Consider the following 18570-nt stretch of genomic DNA (forward strand, 5'->3'; position numbering starts at 1 on the left):
GAACCTGGATCTCTTTTTTCTTGACAAAAAAACGAGACCTAATATATACAAAGAGTAACATTGTTACACAACACCGAATCACATTTTCTAATTTTTTTTTACTTTTCTTTTTTTTTACACATTTTCAAATACTAAGGCTACAGATTTAATAAATAACAACAATATATAGTCTCATTCAAAATGAATCTCTCTAAACATAAAATACGTTTTATCAACAGTTTAACAGGTGAGAATTATTTAAAACAATCACAAATTGCTGCTGATGATAACAATGTTAGACAACCTTAATGAAGATGTAAAAAAAAGACTTGAAGTGGCGGTCATGGAGGTTTTTTCAACTTCCGACTTTCACAAAGCAAGCATCAGAGACATTGCAGATACTGCCGGGGTAAGTTTTACTACAATTTACAAACATTTTGGGAGTAAAGAACGTCTTCTCTTTGCTTTTGTAAATATCTGGATGGAGCGACTCACCGATCGAATCGAGGACCACCTCAAAGGAATTGAAGACTTAAAAGAAAAACTCCGCAAAGTGTTTTGGCTGCATCTGGATTTTTACGAACGCCATGAAGAACTGGGAAGAATATTGTTCATAACTCTCCCCATGAAAACCTGGATGGCCGATGACAGCTTTGACCAGAAAAGAAGGGTTCGTCTTATCATTGAGGTTTTTAAAGCGGGCCAGAAACAAGGCATCATAAACCCACATATGCGTGCTGGCTCTCTACTTGATTTCTTACTCGGATTTATCCAGCGTATTTTTTTCATGTGGATAATCAGAGGGAAGCAGGAAAAGCTTGCCGATGAGGCAAATGCACTGTTTGAAATGGTCTGGCAAGGAATAGCAAACCCAGCAATTATAGAATACAAACAACCCCTCGTCGAGGAATAGGCTCCATGAAACTCTTCGACCAGATAACCAAGACTACCCCCGGTAAACGGGAAAATAAGCCGGGATAGGTACCTTCACGAAATTCAATCCCATAAAACAAGAAATGAATTTCTAAGGTACTCAAACGCAGCACAAAACAAACTGATCACGGAGCTCATAACATGTCGGTAGAAAAAAGAGAATTCCTCAAACAGAAAAAAGAAAAAATCGCCCAGGGTGGCGGCGAGGCAAGAGTAAAAAAACAGCACGCCCAGGGGAAGATGACGGCCAGAGAGCGCCTCGTTCATCTTTTCGACTCCGGAACTTTTATTGAAACAGACGCCTTCATAAAAAACAGATGTACCCGGTTTGGCATGGATAAACTTGACTTCGAAGGGGAATCCGTTGTTACCGGCTATGGCCAGGTCAATGGTCGTATTGTCTATGCCTTTTCCCAGGATTTTACAATCACTGGTGGTGCCCTTGGAGAGATGCATGCGAAAAAGATTGTAAAAGCAATGGACGCAGCCGCCAAAATCGGCGCTCCCATTGTCGGCATCAACGACTCGGGTGGAGCCCGCATCCAGGAGGCCGTGGATGCACTTTCAGGTTACGGAGACATTTTTTTCCGAAACTCCATCTACTCGGGAGTTATTCCACAGATATCAGCAATAATGGGTCCCTGTGCAGGTGGAGCCGTCTACTCCCCTGCTCTCACGGACTTCATCTTCATGGTTGATAAGACATCCCAGATGTTTATCACCGGGCCCCAGGTTATAAAAACGGTCACAGGAGAAATTGTGACAGCCGAGGACCTCGGTGGAGCCATGACCCATAACAGTGTCTCGGGTAATGTCCATTTCATGGCAAATGACGAGATACAGTGTCTTGCGGACATCAGAACCCTTTTAAGCTATCTCCCGTCAAACAGCCTGGAGACAGCACCAGTGGTCGAAAGCCCGAACGACATTAACAGACAGATAGATGAACTTGATGAGCTTATCCCCGACAACCCCAACAAGCCTTACAACATTCTTGACGTCATCCTTCCCATTGTCGACAACCGGACTTTTATGGAATACCAGCCATATTTTGCAAAAAACCTGGTCACCGGGTTTGCTAAAATCAACGGAAAATCCGTCGGTGTTGTCGCTAACCAGCCAAATGTCATGGCGGGATGTCTCGATATGAATGCGGGGGATAAGGCCGCACGTTTTATCAGGACCTGCGACTCCTTCAACATCCCTCTGCTTACCTTTGTCGATGTCCCTGGCTTTCTCCCCGGTACCAATCAGGAATACGGCGGCATCATCCGACATGGTGCAAAAATCCTGTATTCCTACAGTGAAGCTACGGTTCCCAAGGTCACTGTCATAACAAGAAAAGCATACGGTGGTGCCTATGTCGCCATGTGCTCCAAATCTCTTGGTGCCGACATGGTCTTTGCCTGGCCTTCAGCCGAGGTTGCCGTTATGGGCTCAGAAGGCGCTGTAAACATCATCTTTAAAAATGATATTGCAAAAGCCGAGAACAAAGAAGAAACCAAAAGTGAAATACTAAAAGAGTATGCTGCGGAATTTGCCACCCCTTATAAGGCCGCAGAACGTGGCTTTGTCGATGATGTCATTGACCCTCACGCCTCACGCCAGCGTATTATCGATGCCTTTAACATGCTGGAAGGAAAACGTGAAAAACGCCCTGCCAAAAAGCATGGTAACATTCCACTTTAACAGGAGATTCCAATGACAACCACAGAACTCCTGGCGGTCTTTGCAAACCCGGAAACAATGAAAGCCCTCAGCATCTCGGACAAGCTTTCTGCAGGTCTTGTGACAACGGTCCTCGGCATGGGGATCACCTTTGCCGCGCTGATCATCCTAATGGTCATTATCTCCTGGATGAACAAATTATTAGGTAAAAGCATGGCAGTATCAGCCAAGAAGGTTGCCCCGGCGCCTGTAGAGGCTGTTGTACCGGTAGCGGCTCAAACCAGGGAAAATGACAATGAACTGGTCGCAGCCATCACCACAGCCCTTGCCGTTAGCCTACAGACATCAACATCTAATATAGTAATTCGAAACATTGAAAAGGTTGAGCATGGCACGCCTAGATGGAACAGGGCAGGAATCATTGAGCAGATGAACAGCAGACTTTAATTACGTATAATCATAGAGGGATGAAATGAAAAAATTCAGAGTAGTTGTCAATGGTAGTGAATACAATGTCGAAATAGAAGAACTCAGCGAGCAGGTTACTGCCCCCCGACCTGTAGCCCAGACGAGCAGCCCGGCGCCTGTCGCACAGCCTAAGCCCGCCTCACCTGCGCCGGCCAAACCTGCCGCCCCTCAGGACACATCCGTCGGCGGAGCAATTGTCGCCCCCATGCCCGGTACCATTCTTAGTGTTGCCGTTGAAGCAGGTGCTACTGTGAAAAAAGGCCAGACTCTTCTCGTCCTCGAGGCCATGAAAATGGAAAACGAAATCCAGGCACCCGCTGACGGTGTCGTTCAACAGGTCAACGTTTCGAAGGGACTCTCAGTGAATGCAGGCGACACCCTAATCGTCCTGTCTTAATAACCAGGAGACATTACCATGCTGGAAGCACTACTCAATTTCTTCAAAAGCACAGGTTTTTTTGGTCTCACCTTTGGCTCTATTACAATGCTGGGTGTTGCCTGCCTGCTCCTCTATCTTGCCATTGTAAAAAAATTTGAACCCCTACTCCTTGTCCCCATCGCCTTTGGAGTACTTCTCACCAACCTTCCCTTTGCAGGTATGATGGCAGCCCCTGTCATGGAGATTACAGAAAATGTCATCCATACCGTCGAGCCGGGAGGCCTGTTATATTACCTTTTTCAGGGTGATCATCTTGGCATCTTTCCCCCACTGATATTTATGGGGGTCGGGGCAATGACTGACTTTGGACCACTGATCGCCAATCCGAAATCACTCCTTTTAGGGGCTGCCGCCCAGTTCGGCATTTTCATAACTTTTATCGGAGCCATCGCCTCGGGTCTTTTCACCGCCCAGGAAGCCGCTTCCATTGGTATCATCGGCGGCGCTGACGGACCCACGGCCATCTTTCTCTCCTCAAGACTTGCGCCACATTTACTCGGACCTATTGCAATCGCGGCATATTCCTATATGGCACTGGTACCCATTATCCAGCCGCCAATCATGAAAATGTTGACCACCAAAAAAGAACGGGTTATTCGTATGACCCAGCTGCGGGCGGTGAGCCAGCGGGAAAAAATAATTTTTCCGATTATTGTTACGATTGTGGTCTCTTTGATGGTACCTCCAGCGGCAACTCTCATAGGCATGCTGATGCTTGGCAACCTCTTTCGAGAGTGTGGAGTTGTCGGTCGGCTTGAAGATACGGCCAAAAATGCATTGATTAATATCATCACCATTTTTCTCGGAGTAACTGTAGGTGCTACCGCCACTGCAGAACAATTTTTAAAAATAGAGACCCTCGCTATTCTGGCCCTTGGAGTAACTGCCTTTGCCATCGGGACTGCTTCGGGTGTTCTTCTTGCAAAACTCATGAACAAGCTTCTCAACATGAACATCAACCCGCTTATTGGCTCCGCCGGTGTTTCAGCAGTACCCATGGCCGCGAGGGTGTCACAGGTGGTAGGCCAAAAAGAGGATCCGGGCAATTTTCTCCTCATGCACGCAATGGGGCCTAATGTAGCCGGTGTCATTGGCTCGGCGGTCTCAGCAGGGGTATTACTTTCACTTTTTGGTAGCAATTAGGCTTTACAGAGCAGCACTGAGGAAATATTGAGCATTTATGTACCAGAATTTAAAGCAACGGACAGCCAGATGAAAACAGAACAACTCAACGCAGATATTCATAAACGGCTCGAAGAAGCTGTACTTGAAATCTTTTCGAGTTCAGATTTTCACAAGGCTTCTATTCGTGATATCGCCAACCGGGCAGGAGTCAGCTTCACCACTATCTACAAACATTATGGGAGTAAGGAACAACTCGTATTTGCCTTTGTAGACATCTGGATGGGAAAATTGACGGATCGAATCGTCGACCATCTCCATGGGATCGAAAATCTCAAAGAAAAACTTCGCAAAGTATTCTGGCTGCAACTGGACTATTATGAACGGCACGAAGGGCTCGGCCGGATTGTCTTTATGACACTGCCCATGAAAACCTGGATGGCCGATGCAACCTTTGATCAGCCAAGAATGATGAGCCTGATGATAGATGTACTCCGTCAGGGACAGAACGAAAAAATACTCAACCCCAACGTAAGGGCTGGTACACTTCTTGATTTTCTCATGGGATTTGTCCAGCGCAGTTTTTTCATGTGGATATTACGCGGCAAGACAGACTCACTCACCGACCAGGCAAACGTCATGTTTGAAATGGTCTGGCAAGGAATGGTCAACCCTGAAAAACAGCTTCAGGACAAGACCGGAACAAAAAAATAACCAATACAAAAGTAGGAACCGCCAACAGGCAACAATTCTGACTTTTTGGAGGAACAACAATGGAAATACTCAAAATTGATCATTTAGGAATCGCCGTTAACAGCATAGACAGTGGAAAAAACTTCTGGTCCGATGTACTCGGCCTTAAATTTGAAGGCGCAGAAACCGTCGAGGAGCAAAAAGTGACAACTGCCTTTTTTCCTGTAGGTGAAAGCGAGGTAGAGTTGCTGGAGTCCACCTCTCCCGACGGACCGGTTGCAAAATTCATAGAGAAAAAAGGTACAGGTTTTCAGCATGTCGCCTTTCGGGTAGCAGATATTGAAGCAGCTCTCGAAGAGTTGAAAGAAAAAGGCATCCAGCTCATCGACCAGACACCGCGAATAGGTGCCGGTGGGGCAAAGATTGCTTTTCTTCACCCGAAAGCCACAGGCGGGATACTCGTCGAACTTTGTCAACGTTAATCATTTTCACAACCATATCAGATTGTAAGACCAGCGAGACTGGTAATAAAGGAGCAGATGATGTCCCAGCATCCAGATTACACCAAATGGCAGGCCCTTGCCGAAAAACAGATGAAAGGCAAATCCATTGATACCCTCAACTGGAACACCCCTGAGGGCATTACGGTAAAACCGCTGTATACCGCCGAGGATGTCGCAGGCCTTGATTCGGTCAACACCCTGCCCGGCATGGCACCCTATGTTCGCGGCCCCATGGCTACAATGTACGCCGGCAGGCCCTGGACCATTCGTCAGTATGCAGGTTTTTCAACAGCAAAAGAATCCAACGCGTTTTACCACAAGGCTCTTGCCGCCGGCCAGAAAGGGCTCTCTGTAGCCTTTGACCTCGCAACCCACAGAGGCTATGATTCAGATCACCCACGCGTTGCCGGAGATATCGGCAAGGCAGGCGTGGCTATTGATTCTGTTGAAGACATGAAGATCCTCTTTGATGGAATTCCACTTGACAAGATGTCCGTTTCCATGACCATGAACGGTGCGGTTATTCCAATTCTGGCCGGATATATCGTCGCTGCCGAAGAACAGGGCGTCAGTCATGATCAGCTCTCAGGAACCATTCAGAACGACATTTTAAAAGAGTACCTCACGCGAAACACCTATATCTATCCTCCGACCCCTTCCATGCGTATCATCTCTGACATTATGTCATTCTGCTCAAAGAATATGCCCAAGTATAACACCATCAGTATCAGCGGATACCACATGATGGAGGCCGGAGCCAATAGTGTATTACAAACAGCCTTTACCCTGGCCGATGGCGTGGAATACGTAAAAGCTGCTATCAAGAGTGGGATGGATGTGGATGAGTTTGCCCCGCGCCTGTCGTTCTTTTTTGGCATTGGGATGAATTTTTTCATGGATATAGCCATGCTTCGGGCCGCCAGATTTCTCTGGCATCGGCTCATGAGTCAGTTCAATCCTAAAAACGTAAAGTCTTCCATGCTGCGTACCCACTGCCAGACCTCTGGCTGGAGCCTCACGGAACAGGATCCGTACAATAATGTCATCCGCACCACCCTTGAGGCAATGTCTGCGGTGTTGGGCGGCACCCAGTCCCTGCACACCAACTCCTTTGATGAAGCCATCGGCCTTCCTACCGATTTCTCAGCCCGGATCGCCAGGAATACCCAGATCATCATCCAGGAAGAGTCTCAGGTATGTAATGTCATCGACCCTCTTGGTGGCTCATATTATATCGAAGCTCTCACCAAGGAAATTATCGACGAAGCCCAGAAAATAATCGATGAAATTGAATCCCTTGGTGGTATGGCCAAGGCCATCGAAAGTGGCATGCCGAAAATGCGTATTGAAGAATCTGCTGCAAGAAAACAGGCACGGATTGATCAGGGAAGTGATGTTATTGTTGGAGTCAATAAATACAAATTGGCCGACGAAACCATAGACTTTGAAGTGCGTGAAGTTCCGGCAACTGTACGTGATGAGCAAATAGCCCGGATTGAACAGATAAAAGCCAGCCGTGACAAGGACCTGGTCGCAAAGGCACTTGCAGATCTCACTGAAGCTGCCAAAAATGGTGGCAACCTTCTTGAAGCCGCACTTCCCGCTGTCCGGGCCCGAGCTACAGTAGGTGAGATTTCAGATGCTATGGAATCTGTATTTGGACGGTTTGTGGCAACAACCCGCTGCATTTCCGGTGCCTATTCGTCTGAATGTGAAGCCAAGCCCGATGTCATCAATGCCATTAAACAAAGAACCACCAAGTTTCTGGAATCCCAGGGTCGTCGTCCACGCCTGCTGGTTACCAAAATGGGCCAGGATGGCCATGACCGTGGTTTCAAAGTGGTTGCCAGTGCCTATGCGGATCTGGGCTTTGATGTTGATATCAGCCCAATGTTCCAGACTCCTGCCGAAGCCGCTAAAATGGCTATCGAAAACGATGTCCATGTCGTTGGCGCATCAAGCCTTGCTGCCGGCCACAAATCCCTGATTCCTGCACTGATTGAAGAGCTCAAAAAACTTGGAGGTCAGGAGATTATCGTAGTTGCCGGTGGTGTCATTCCGCCTGTTGACTATGATTTCCTCTTTGAAGCAGGGGTCGCTGCCGTTTTCGGACCCGGCACACCTATTCCGGATTCAGCAGACCGAACACTGAGCTTGCTGGAAAAGAAATATCTCAGTTAACATCTCAGTCGCTAACAGGTGGACAGCTCGCTTGCTATTCTGTCCACCTGTTGCTATTTTATGGTTCCGTAACGCTTTAGAATTTTTTTTTCTGTTGATATTTCCACCGGGTGCAAGACATGTTTACATCAGCTACAGACTATGTTTCCGGCATTCTCGCAGGTGACAGGCGCACTCTTGCAAGGACCATTACCCTTATTGAAAGTGTTCTTCCTGCCCACCAGGAACTCGCACGTAAAATCGTCGATCAGTTGCTGCCCCATACTGGAAAATCTGTGCGGATTGGTATTACAGGTGTGCCCGGTGCTGGAAAAAGTACTTATATCGAATCCTTTGGTACCATGCTCACCGAAAAGGGCCACAGGGTGGCAGTTCTTGCAATCGACCCAAGCAGCACCCGAAGTGGTGGCTCCATCCTTGGTGACAAAACCCGAATGGAAAAACTGGCGGTAAACGACAGGGCATTCATCCGCCCCTCTCCTTCCAGCGGCACCTTAGGTGGGGTTGGTCGTAAAACCCGGGAGACGATGCTTGCCTGTGAGGCCGCCGGCTACGATGTTGTGATCATTGAAACGGTGGGAGTCGGCCAGTCAGAAACTACAGTTGCCTCGATGGTTGATTTTTTCCTTGTTCTTATGATAGCAGGCGCCGGCGATGAACTGCAGGGCATAAAAAAAGGTGTACTTGAGGTGGCCGATGCCATCGTCATCAACAAGGCAGATGGCGACAATATCAACAGGGCCAAGATGGCCAGAAGAGAATACGAAGCAGCCCTGCATATGCTCATGCCAGCGAGCGCAAACTGGAGTCCGCCCGTTCTCACATGCAGTTCACTTTTTTCCGAAGGCATTGAGACAATCTGGGAGACCATCCTCGACCACAAACAGAGATTCATCAAAAGTGGCGAATTTGATGTAAAGCGAAGAGAGCAGGCTCTGGAATGGATGCATTTTCTGCTGGAAGACGGCCTTAGAACCTGGTTTTATACCAACCCTGAGGTTGCCCAGCTTCTACCGGGCCTTAAAAAAGACATTGCCCAGCTTAAAATATCCCCCACAGCCGCCGCAGACAGGCTTCTTGCTTTACTCAAAAGATAAAAGAAGGAGCAGATGCCAGCTATTCTTCCTTGTACCAGCCTGAATATTTAATATAGTTATTGGCAATTCTCTCAATTTCTCCCGCGATCAGCTCGCCGCTAATATCCTTTATTTTGCGTGCTGGAATGCCTGCGTAAATTGAAGCACCTTCCACCTTGGTGCCCTGGGTAACCACAGCACCTGCTGCGATAATAGTATTACTTTCCACTACACAATCATCCATCACAATGGAGCCCATGCCAATGAGCACATTGTCTTTTATCGTACAGCCATGAACTATTGCATTATGGCCTACAGAGACATTGTTGCCAATATTGGTCGGAAATTTTTCATAGGTACAATGAACCACAGCACCATCCTGGATATTGACCTTATTACCCATGCGAATATAGTTCACATCACCTCTGATGACCGCCCCGTACCATATGGAACATTGATCGCCCATCACCACATCTCCAACAAGCACACAGTTTTCAGCAAAAAAACAATCCTTGCCGTAAGTCGGTGTGTACCCATTTAACTCTCGAAGTATCATTGCGGCCTCCTCATTTTCCTCAGAGAACAAACAGGCCCCATTGATATTTCAATGAGGCCTGCAGTTATCCGTTCATACGACCAGAGTAAAAAATGGTTCCTGGTCGCTTACTCTTTAAGGTGTCAGACAATAGCGCAGAGAACCGCCCCTTTTGCAACCGTGTCACCACTTGCAAATTTAATTCCCTGGACCGTACCATCACAGGGTGCGGTGAGGCTGTTCTCCATTTTCATCGCTTCCAGAACGACAACTGTATCACCCTTCTTCACCGTATCCCCGGATTTTTTCGCAAAACTGACAATCATCCCAGGCATTGGTGCCAGCATAAGGGTTCCATCACCCACAGCCTCAGGAACTGGTGGAGCCGCTGCCGCAGGAGCTGCAACAGGAGCTTTCCGTGCAGGGGCAGCCGCCTGGACAGGTCTTGTCTGCTGGACAGGAGCTGAAAATGCCTGCATCTCTCCTGTGGGATCAACCTCAACACTGAAATATTCATTATCCACAAAGACATTAAAAGATCTGATGTTTTCAGATTTTTCCGGTGCATCTGCCTTCGCCTCAACAAGCAGGCCAGCTTTGGCCTTTTTGATTATCTCGTCTTTCTTCTTCACTTCCTCCATGGTTATCGGCTTTACAGATGCAGGGGGCTCAGCCTTGCCATATTTCCACTCAAGGAATTTACGCCCGGTAACAGGGAACTGGGCATAAAGAATGAGATCGTCCATATCAACCGCCAGATCTCCAATCTCCGCTTTTGCCTTATCCAGTTCAGGCTCAAGTACCTCAGCAGGACGACAGGTAATCGGCTCTTCACCACGAGGATATCCCTTGAGCGCTTTTTTCTGTAACTCCGCATTAATCGGCACTGCAGTTTTTCCATAAAGTCCGTAACATAAATCCTTCACCTGGCCGGTGATCATCTTGTAGCGCTCATCGGGAGTGTCATGAAGGACGTTATTGACGGTCTGTACGCCAACGATCTGGCTGGTCGGAGTAACCAGAGGAATCTGGCCCAGATCTTTACGCACCTTAGGCAATTCCTTGTAGACCTCATCAATCTTATCCAGTGCATCCATTTCCCGTAACTGATTGACGAGATTTGACAGCATACCACCAGGGGTCTGGTGCAGAAGAACATTGATATCAATGATTGATACCTTCGAGTCATCGAGCAGGTGTTTATATTTAGGCAGAATTTCTTTTTCGAATATCTCATTAATCGCTGCCAGTTTTTTAATATCAAAACCAGTGTCACGATTTGTTCCAAGGAGTGTCATTACCAGCGGCTCAACTGCAGCATGGGAGGTCCTGTAAGCATACGGTGTCATACAGGTATCGATTATATCAACACCAGCCTCTATTGCCTTCAGATGAGTCATTGGCGACATACCTGAGGTAAAGTGACTATGGAGATGAATCGGAACTGAAACGGCTTTTTTGAGGGCCTTAATCAACGGATATGCGTCGTATGGCGCCATAAGACCAGCCATGTCTTTTACACAGATGGAGTCTGCACCCATGGATTCAAGAGATTTGGCCCTGTCCGTATAGTAATCAAGGTTATATACTTCTCCACCAAGACGCGGTTCGGTCAGGGTATAGCAAATACATCCCTGAAAATGCTTCCCGCTCTTTTTGATCTGCTTGACGACGGTTTCAAAGTTTCGATAATCGTTGAGTGCGTCAAAGGTCCTAAATACATCCATACCGTTTTCAGCGGCCCTATCAACAAAAGCATAGGCCAGGTCATCGGCGTAATTTCTGTATCCGACCAGATTCTGTGCCCGCAGCAGCATGGAAAACGGCGTCTTTTTAATATAGCGTTTCAGTGTTCGTAAACGCTCCCATGGATCCTCATTAAGAAACCGATGCATGGTGTCAAAGGTTGCTCCACCCCAGGTCTCAATAGCCCAGAACCCAACTTCATCCATCATCTCCGCCACTGGAATCATATCTTCTGTCCGTCCGCGTGTGGCAAACAAAGACTGATGCCCGTCCCGCAGTGACAGATCCATAATCTTCAGGGGATTCTTTGCCGCAGCCCGGTCAGGCGCATAGTTTAATGGGGTCATCTTTACTTGATCGCTCATCCTGTATTCCCTCCTACCTTCTCAATGTTGAAAGTAAATCAAAAGCGGGTAAATGTACGCATTTGGATTAGTCTCCGCAAAGCCATCATCTCCTGACGACCACTATGGCCCCACATACTCGTCTGTGTTCCGGGAGCTGCTTGCTCAGAAACCATCTGCTCTTCCTGGGCAGCCTGTTCCTGCTGCAGATAGACACTTACAGCAGCAAGAGCTGCAGCCATCTTTTTACTTTTTTTTGCCATTGGCACACCCGTTTCATTACATATTGCGATAAACTCAGGTAACGTGTCTACGCGCTGTACATTGCGTATTCTGTCTCTTCTCCGAGTATATTGTCTATTTCAGTCTGAATTTCTATTCGTTTAGGATTATTTACCCAGCGGTTCCAATCCTCAACGGACCTCCAGCTGCTGATAACCATGCATTCATCTTTTTTATCGATTCGCCCCAGGGTTTCGCCTGAAATATACCCTTCCTGCTCTAAAGTAAGAGTACGTAGTCTTTTCAGCAGCACAGTCAGTTTTAAAATATTCTCCTGCTGCACTTTCCGCTTTATAAAAATCTTCACCGTCATGGGAATCTCCTTCAAAAGTGAACAATCAGAACATCATCCTTTCAGCACTCTTTAGTGACATTTCTCATACTACAATGGAATATTCCCATGCTTTTTCATGGGGTTGGTATCCCGTTTGTTGTCAAGTAAACCAAGTGCCCTGACTATGCGCGCACGGGTCTGGGCTGGTTCGATAATATCATCAATGTAGCCCCGCTGCGCTGCCACATATGGATTAGCTACGGTGTCTTGGTACTCCTGTTCTTTCTGGGCAAGGAATTCTTTTGGATTTTTCGCATTTTTCGCTTCTCGACCATACAAGACCCCAACCGCACCCTTGGCACCCATGACTGCAATTTCAGCGCTTGGCCAGGCGTAATTTATATCTCCACGAAGATGCTTGGAAGACATCACGCAATAGGCACCACCATAGGCCTTTCTGGTGATCACGGTAACCTTTGGAATGGTTGCCTCGGCATAGGCGTATAGAATCTTAGCACCGTTTCGAATAACCCCGCCATACTCCTGAGCTGTGCCCGGTAAAAAACCTGGGACATCAACAAAGGTTACAACGGGTATGTTAAAACAATCACAGAAACGTACAAACCGGGCACCTTTAATCGATGAATCAATATCAAGAACACCGGAGAGATGCAGCGGCTGATTTGCAACAATCCCGACAGGAAGACCACCGTACCTTGCAAAACCGACAATAATATTAGGCGCAAACGCCTCTTTAACTTCAAAAAAGTCACCGTTATCTACGGTCTGAAGGATAACATCCTTCATGTCGTAGGCTGCATTAGGATTGTCTGGGACAATTGCATTCAAACGGTTTGAACTCCTCATAATTGGATCAGAAACCGGGATAACCGGAGGGTTTTCCATATTATTTTGGGGCAGAAAGGAGAGAAGCCGCCGGATATATTCGATGGCATCCGCACCGGAGCAGGCAGCATAGTCAGAAACACCACTTCTACTGGCATGCATTGCAGCGCCACCGAGCTCTTCTGTGGTTACGTCCTCGTGGGTCACCGACTTGACGACTTTTGGCCCAGTCAAAAACATGTAGGACTGGTTCTGCACCATCACAACAAAGTCCGTCAAGGCCGGTGAATAAACAGCACCCCCGGCGCATGGGCCGAAAACTGCTGAAATCTGGGGCACCACACCAGATGCCATAACATTTCTCTGGAAGATTTCAGAGTAACCGGCAAGACTTTCAATACCTTCCTGTATCCTGGCTCCACCTGAGTCATTTAACCCCACGACCGGTGCACCATTTTTCATGGCAAGATCCATTATCTTGCAGATCTTTTCAGCAAAGGTCTCTGAAAGAGAGCCGCCTAACACAGTAAAATCCTGTGCAAAAACATAAACGATACGTCCATTGACCGTGCCATGGCCTGTAACCACACCGTCGCCAGGATAGACCTCATCCGCCATGCCAAAATCCCTGCATCTATGGGTCTTGAACATGTCAAACTCTTCAAAAGAATTCTTATCAAGCAGCAGGTCTATACGTTCGCGCGCGGTCAAACTACCCTTTGCATGCTGCTTATCTATCCGAGCCTGTCCACCGCCGAGACGGGCCTTGGCCCGCAGTTCCTTCAGGTGCTCGAGTTGGTCATTTGTTTTCATTAGATCTCCTTAAACAAAAATCACAATCCCCTTTTTACAAACGGTCCGATACATCTCTTAGGAGAACGCCTCTTTACATAGCCTGCCCAAAGAGCCAAGATCCTCGCAAACGTACAGACCCGCTTGCTGCATTGCCTCTATTTTAGCGGCAGCTGTCCCCTGTCCACCACTGACTATAGCACCGGCATGGCCCATTCTTCTTCCTGGAGGTGCGGTAAGGCCTGCGATAAAACCTACAACCGGCTTTTTCATATTGGCTTTAATCCAGGCAGACGCCTCTTCTTCTGCACTGCCACCAATTTCACCCACCATAACAACAGCCTCCGTTGCAGGATCATCGTTAAAGGCGGAAAGACAGTCAATAAATCCCGTACCATTGACAGGATCACCACCAATACCGACACAGGTTGTCTGACCAAGGCCTACAGCCGTCAGCTGATGAACAACTTCGTACGTCAGGGTTCCGGAACGGGAAACAACACCTACCGGACCACCGGGAGTATGAATGGCACCCGGCATAATACCAATCTTGCATTCACCCGGTGTAATGATACCAGGACAGTTTGGACCAATCAGACGACAGGTCTTGGTTGCCAGATAGTTTTTCACCTTCAGCATATCCATTACTGGCACACCCTCGGTAATGCATACGATCAGTTCGATTCCTGCATCCACCGCCTCAAGGATTGCATCGGCTGCAAATGGGGGTGGCACCAGAATCATCGAGGCATTCGCCCCCGTCTGATTTCTTGCATCCTGAACCGTATTAAAAACTGGAATATCATCCATGGCCTGCCCACCTTTTCCAGGGGTGACTCCTGCCACGACTTTAGTCCCGTACTCAGCACACTGCCGAGTGTGGAACTGCCCTTCTTTACCTGTGATGCCCTGGACAAGGACACGTGTTGCGGAATTAACTAGAATGCTCATTTTTTTCCCTTACAAGTTATCCTGAGTTGCTCCATCAATAAGACAGGTTATTTATCGCCGTCGTATTTTAAAAGCAAACCTATCAGCGTTTTTATCGTGTAATAACAATATTTTTGATAGTTCGTTGTTTCCTTGCTCTTTTTCCTGAGAAATCAAAAAGTCCAGAATACCTGCTTGAGATTTTTATTTTTAAAAATCAGGCATTAACAATAAAAGCTCATGTCCGGATTGAATTTGACTACGCAGGAAATATCACAGTATCAGGCAACAATTTCAGCAACTTTTTTGGCAGCATCAGACAAATCTTTTGCGTTTATCAGTTTGAGCCCTGACTCGCTCAAGATTCGACGCCCTTCTTCCACATTTGTCCCCTCCATTCTTACTACAACGGGCACCGACAATGCGACCTTTTTCGCCGCCTGAACAACACCCTGGGCAAGAATATCACAACGTAGAATTCCCCCAAAGATATTGATCAATATACCTTTTACCTTATCATCACTCAAAATGAGTCTGAAACCGTTTTCCACCATTTCAGCATTGGCTCCACCGCCTACATCGAGGAAGTTGGCGGGCTCTGCACCAGCCTGTTTGATAATGTCCATGGTCGCCATGGCAAGACCTGCGCCATTTACCATATTACCCACATTACCATCCAGGTTGATATAGTTGAGGTTAAATTTAGCGGCTTCCGCTTCAATCGGGTCATCTTCATTGGGATCATGCATTGCCACGACATCAGGATGTCTGAAAAGTGCATTGGAATCAATATCCACCTTTGCATCAAGGGCAATAATTTTATCTTCTGCTGTTATGACCAGAGGATTAATTTCGACCATTGAGCAGTCATAATCGACAAAAAGATTGTAAAGATTTTTAAGAACCGCACCAAACTCCTTCATAACCGGTTTTTCCAGTTCCAGGCCGAACATCACCCGTCTCAGATGGTAACCCTGGATACCGGTAATGGTACTGATCGGCACCTTGATGATACGTTCAGGGGTTTTTTCTGCGACATCTTCAATGTCCATGCCACCATCCTGACTGGCAACAATTGTGATAGTTGCAGTCGCCCGGTCGGGAATAATGGAGAGATAGAGTTCTTTTTTTATGGCAACACCCTGCTCTACCAGAACCGTTTTGACCAGTCGCCCTTCTGGCCCAGTCTGCTTGGTAACCAGTGTCATTCCAAGGATAGCTTCAGCTGCTGCAGTGACCTCTTCTGCTGTTTTTGCAATCTTTACCCCACCGCCTTTGCCGCGACCACCCGCATGAATCTGAGCTTTCACAGCAACAGGATAGCCCAACCGGGCAGCATGCTCTTCGATACCCTGCACGGTTGTCGCCACCCCATTCTCGAGGGTAGGAACCTTATATTTTTTAAACAGCTCCTTCGCCTGATATTCATGAATCTTCATAAACAATAGTCCTATGAAAATGGTGCGGAAAAGACCAATTCCGCTCTTTTAATAAAAATGGCAGCTTCCTGTTAAAGAAAGCTGCCATAGACACTCACCTACTTCTTCACATACCCCATTTTTGTTAAGGTTTCGGTGATTTCACCCAAGATTGCAGGATCATCAATTGTGGAAGGCATCTTGTATTCTTTATTATTTGCAATAGACCGCATCGTACCTCTCAGGATCTTACCCGACCGCGTCTTTGGAAGACGAGCGACCTGGCAGGCGTCACGGAAACAGGCTATTGGACCGATGGCTTCTCGAACCATCTTCACCAGTTCATCTTTAATCTCATTGCCATCGCGGGTGACCCCGGCTTTCACCACAAAGAAACCAACGGGGAGCTGGCCTTTCAGTTGATCATCAGCACCAAAGACCGCACATTCAGCAACATCAGGATGATTTGAAATAACCTCTTCCATAGCCCCAGTGGAGAGTCTGTGTCCTGCGATATTTATAACATCATCCATCCGGCCCATGACATAGACATAATCATCTTCGTCCATGTAACCGCCATCGCTGGTCTCATAGAATCCAGGAAACTTGCTCATATAAGACTTGATAAAACGCTCTTCGTTTTTCCAGAGTGTGGTCAGGGTACCAGGAGGAAGCGGGAGTTTCACAACGATATTACCTTCTGTCCCCTTAGGCACTTCATTCCCGGCATCGTCGACCACGCGCACATCCCAACCCGGCAAAGGCCTGGTGGGTGAACCCTCTTTCACAGGGAGCAGTTCAATACCCCTGCAGTTTCCAACAATCGCCCAGCCGGTCTCTGTCTGCCACCAGTGGTCTATTACAGGTACCTTGAGAAGATCTTCTGCCCAGTGAAGAGTATCAGGATCTGTTCTTTCCCCTGCCAGATAGAGACACTCAAAGGAAGAAATGTCATATTTCTTAAAGAGTTCTCCCTTAGGATCCTCCTTTTTAATAGCCCGAAAGGCCGTTGGGGCTGTAAACAATGTTTTGACTTTGTGCTGGGAAATAACCCGCCAGAACGCTCCCGCATCCGGGGTTCCGACTGGCTTACCTTCATAAAAAACTGAGGTGGAACCCTGCAGCAATGGGGCGTAGACAATATAGGAGTGTCCAACAACCCAGCCAACATCAGATGCAGACCACCAGACATCACCGGGATCAATATTATAGAGATTTTTCATTGTCCAATAGAGAGCAACGGCGTGACCACCGTTATCCCTCAAAACGCCCTTAGGCATCCCGGTGGTACCTGAGGTGTACAAGATATAGAGAGGATCTGTTGCATCAAGCTCCACACATGGAACAGGTTCACTTTTGGCTGCGAGCTCTTTCCAGTCCAGGTCTCGTGGCCCTTTCATCTCGGCTTTCACGATATCCCTCTGAAAAAGGATGACCTTTTCCACCTCATGGGTGGATTGATCAATGGCACTATCAACAAGAGGTTTATACTGGAGAACTTTTTTACCTTCGACCGCCCCTGAAGCCGTAATAAGCACCTTGGGTGCAGCATGGTCAATTCTGATTGCCAGCTCATGGGGGGCAAAACCGCCAAATACCACTGAATGAACAGCACCGAGACGGGCACAGGCCAGCATGGCAACCGCCGCTTCAGGGATCATAGGCATATAGATGACTACCGTATCACCCTTGGTAACACCTAAGCTTGCAAGGCCCCCTGCGAATTTTGAGACCTCCCCGAGGAGTTCTTTATACGTGATTTTACGAATGGTATTTGTTACAGGACTATCATAAATAATTGCGACTTTATCGCCATTGCCATTTTCCACATGACGATCAACGGCATTGTAGCAGGTGTTCATCTTACCACCAACAAACCACTTATAAAAAGGTGGGTTGGAATCATCTAACACTTTATCGCATTCTTTAAACCAGGTGATGCTTTTTGCTGCTTCTCCCCAAAACTCTTCAGGACTTTCTATACTACGCTTAAAAACCGCATCATACTTGCCCATAACTGCTCCTTTTAGGTCTGAATTTTATTCCATCCACCAGTCTCCACTCATTTGTATAACGCAATTCAAAAGAGACTTCAACAGGTAAATTTAACAGCGTTACACCTTCATAATTACAATCACTCAGAGAAAAATAGTTTTTACTAAATACTTTCATACAGTTAAATATCTATACCAGGAAGAAATTTTATTGTTTATCACTCCAACAGTATCCTCAACAAAATATATTGTTACATGAGATATGCTTGATTATTATCCAATATATACAGTAATTTAGATTGCATCTCAATTCAACCTACAATGATAAAAAGAACATTGTTACACCA

Annotated in this window: 17 protein-coding genes; 9 read left to right on the top strand and 8 right to left on the bottom strand. The window is 47.1% G+C overall.

What is annotated here, in order from left to right; genetic code table 11:
- Positions 1 to 271: 271 nt before the first annotated feature.
- The 9 genes from FCL48_RS11605 (at position 272) to meaB (ending at position 9083) form a co-directional block, all read left to right on the top strand.
- Complete coding sequence (locus tag FCL48_RS11605; RefSeq protein ID WP_136872446.1) at positions 272 to 892, top strand: TetR/AcrR family transcriptional regulator; 621 nt, start codon at positions 272 to 274, stop codon at positions 890 to 892.
- Between the two features lie 161 nt (positions 893 to 1053).
- Positions 1054 to 2601, top strand: a complete 1548-nt coding sequence (locus FCL48_RS11610; RefSeq protein WP_136872447.1) for an acyl-CoA carboxylase subunit beta — start codon at positions 1054 to 1056, stop codon at positions 2599 to 2601.
- A 12-nt stretch (positions 2602 to 2613) separates the two neighbouring features.
- The gene (locus tag FCL48_RS11615; RefSeq protein WP_136872448.1) at positions 2614 to 3027 is read left to right on the top strand and encodes an OadG family protein; all 414 of its coding nucleotides are present in this window, start codon (positions 2614 to 2616) and stop codon (positions 3025 to 3027) included.
- 25 nt (positions 3028 to 3052) lie between these two features.
- Positions 3053 to 3445 (top strand): biotin/lipoyl-containing protein, encoded by a 393-nt coding sequence (locus tag FCL48_RS11620; protein ID WP_136872449.1) that lies wholly within the window; start codon positions 3053 to 3055, stop codon positions 3443 to 3445.
- An 18-nt stretch (positions 3446 to 3463) separates the two neighbouring features.
- Entirely contained in the window at positions 3464 to 4630 is a 1167-nt protein-coding gene (locus FCL48_RS11625; RefSeq protein WP_136872450.1) for a sodium ion-translocating decarboxylase subunit beta, read from the top strand.
- Between the two features lie 69 nt (positions 4631 to 4699).
- Positions 4700 to 5323 (top strand): TetR/AcrR family transcriptional regulator, encoded by a 624-nt coding sequence (locus FCL48_RS11630; protein WP_136872451.1) that lies wholly within the window; start codon positions 4700 to 4702, stop codon positions 5321 to 5323.
- Positions 5324 to 5382: 59 nt separating this feature from the next.
- The gene (gene mce, locus FCL48_RS11635; protein ID WP_136872452.1) at positions 5383 to 5784 is read left to right on the top strand and encodes a methylmalonyl-CoA epimerase; all 402 of its coding nucleotides are present in this window, start codon (positions 5383 to 5385) and stop codon (positions 5782 to 5784) included.
- A gap of 60 nt (positions 5785 to 5844) precedes the next feature.
- Positions 5845 to 7986 carry a methylmalonyl-CoA mutase gene (gene scpA, locus FCL48_RS11640; RefSeq protein ID WP_136872499.1) on the top strand — a complete coding sequence of 714 codons (2142 nt, stop codon included), beginning with the start codon at positions 5845 to 5847 and terminating at the stop codon, positions 7984 to 7986.
- 119 nt (positions 7987 to 8105) lie between these two features.
- Positions 8106 to 9083: a methylmalonyl Co-A mutase-associated GTPase MeaB gene (meaB, locus tag FCL48_RS11645; RefSeq protein WP_136872453.1), complete on the top strand. Its 978-nt coding sequence runs from the start codon at positions 8106 to 8108 to the stop codon at positions 9081 to 9083.
- Between the two features lie 19 nt (positions 9084 to 9102).
- Here the strand turns inward: meaB and FCL48_RS11650 are convergent, their stop codons facing one another.
- From FCL48_RS11650 to FCL48_RS11685, 8 genes are all read right to left on the bottom strand, one after another.
- Positions 9103 to 9618, bottom strand: coding sequence for a gamma carbonic anhydrase family protein (locus tag FCL48_RS11650; RefSeq protein ID WP_136872454.1), 516 nt, complete (start codon positions 9616 to 9618; stop codon positions 9103 to 9105).
- Positions 9619 to 9740: 122 nt separating this feature from the next.
- Positions 9741 to 11708, bottom strand: coding sequence for a pyruvate carboxylase subunit B (locus FCL48_RS11655; RefSeq protein ID WP_136872455.1), 1968 nt, complete (start codon positions 11706 to 11708; stop codon positions 9741 to 9743).
- A 38-nt stretch (positions 11709 to 11746) separates the two neighbouring features.
- On the bottom strand, positions 11747 to 11950 hold the full coding sequence (locus tag FCL48_RS11660; protein ID WP_136872456.1) for a hypothetical protein: 204 nt from the start codon (positions 11948 to 11950) through the stop codon (positions 11747 to 11749).
- A 47-nt stretch (positions 11951 to 11997) separates the two neighbouring features.
- Complete coding sequence (locus FCL48_RS11665) at positions 11998 to 12282, bottom strand: antibiotic biosynthesis monooxygenase (RefSeq protein WP_136872457.1); 285 nt, start codon at positions 12280 to 12282, stop codon at positions 11998 to 12000.
- 69 nt (positions 12283 to 12351) lie between these two features.
- A complete protein-coding gene (locus tag FCL48_RS11670; RefSeq protein ID WP_136872458.1) occupies positions 12352 to 13902 on the bottom strand; it encodes an acyl-CoA carboxylase subunit beta in 1551 nt (516 codons plus the stop codon).
- A 57-nt stretch (positions 13903 to 13959) separates the two neighbouring features.
- Positions 13960 to 14832, bottom strand: a complete 873-nt coding sequence (gene sucD / locus FCL48_RS11675) for a succinate--CoA ligase subunit alpha (RefSeq protein WP_136872459.1) — start codon at positions 14830 to 14832, stop codon at positions 13960 to 13962.
- A 260-nt stretch (positions 14833 to 15092) separates the two neighbouring features.
- Complete coding sequence (sucC, locus tag FCL48_RS11680; RefSeq protein WP_136872460.1) at positions 15093 to 16250, bottom strand: ADP-forming succinate--CoA ligase subunit beta; 1158 nt, start codon at positions 16248 to 16250, stop codon at positions 15093 to 15095.
- 98 nt (positions 16251 to 16348) lie between these two features.
- Positions 16349 to 18244 (bottom strand): propionyl-CoA synthetase, encoded by a 1896-nt coding sequence (locus tag FCL48_RS11685; RefSeq protein WP_136872461.1) that lies wholly within the window; start codon positions 18242 to 18244, stop codon positions 16349 to 16351.
- Positions 18245 to 18570: the final 326 nt, after the last annotated feature.

The organism is Desulforhopalus sp. IMCC35007 (assembly GCF_005116575.1).
GTDB lineage: Bacteria > Desulfobacterota > Desulfobulbia > Desulfobulbales > Desulfocapsaceae > Desulforhopalus_A.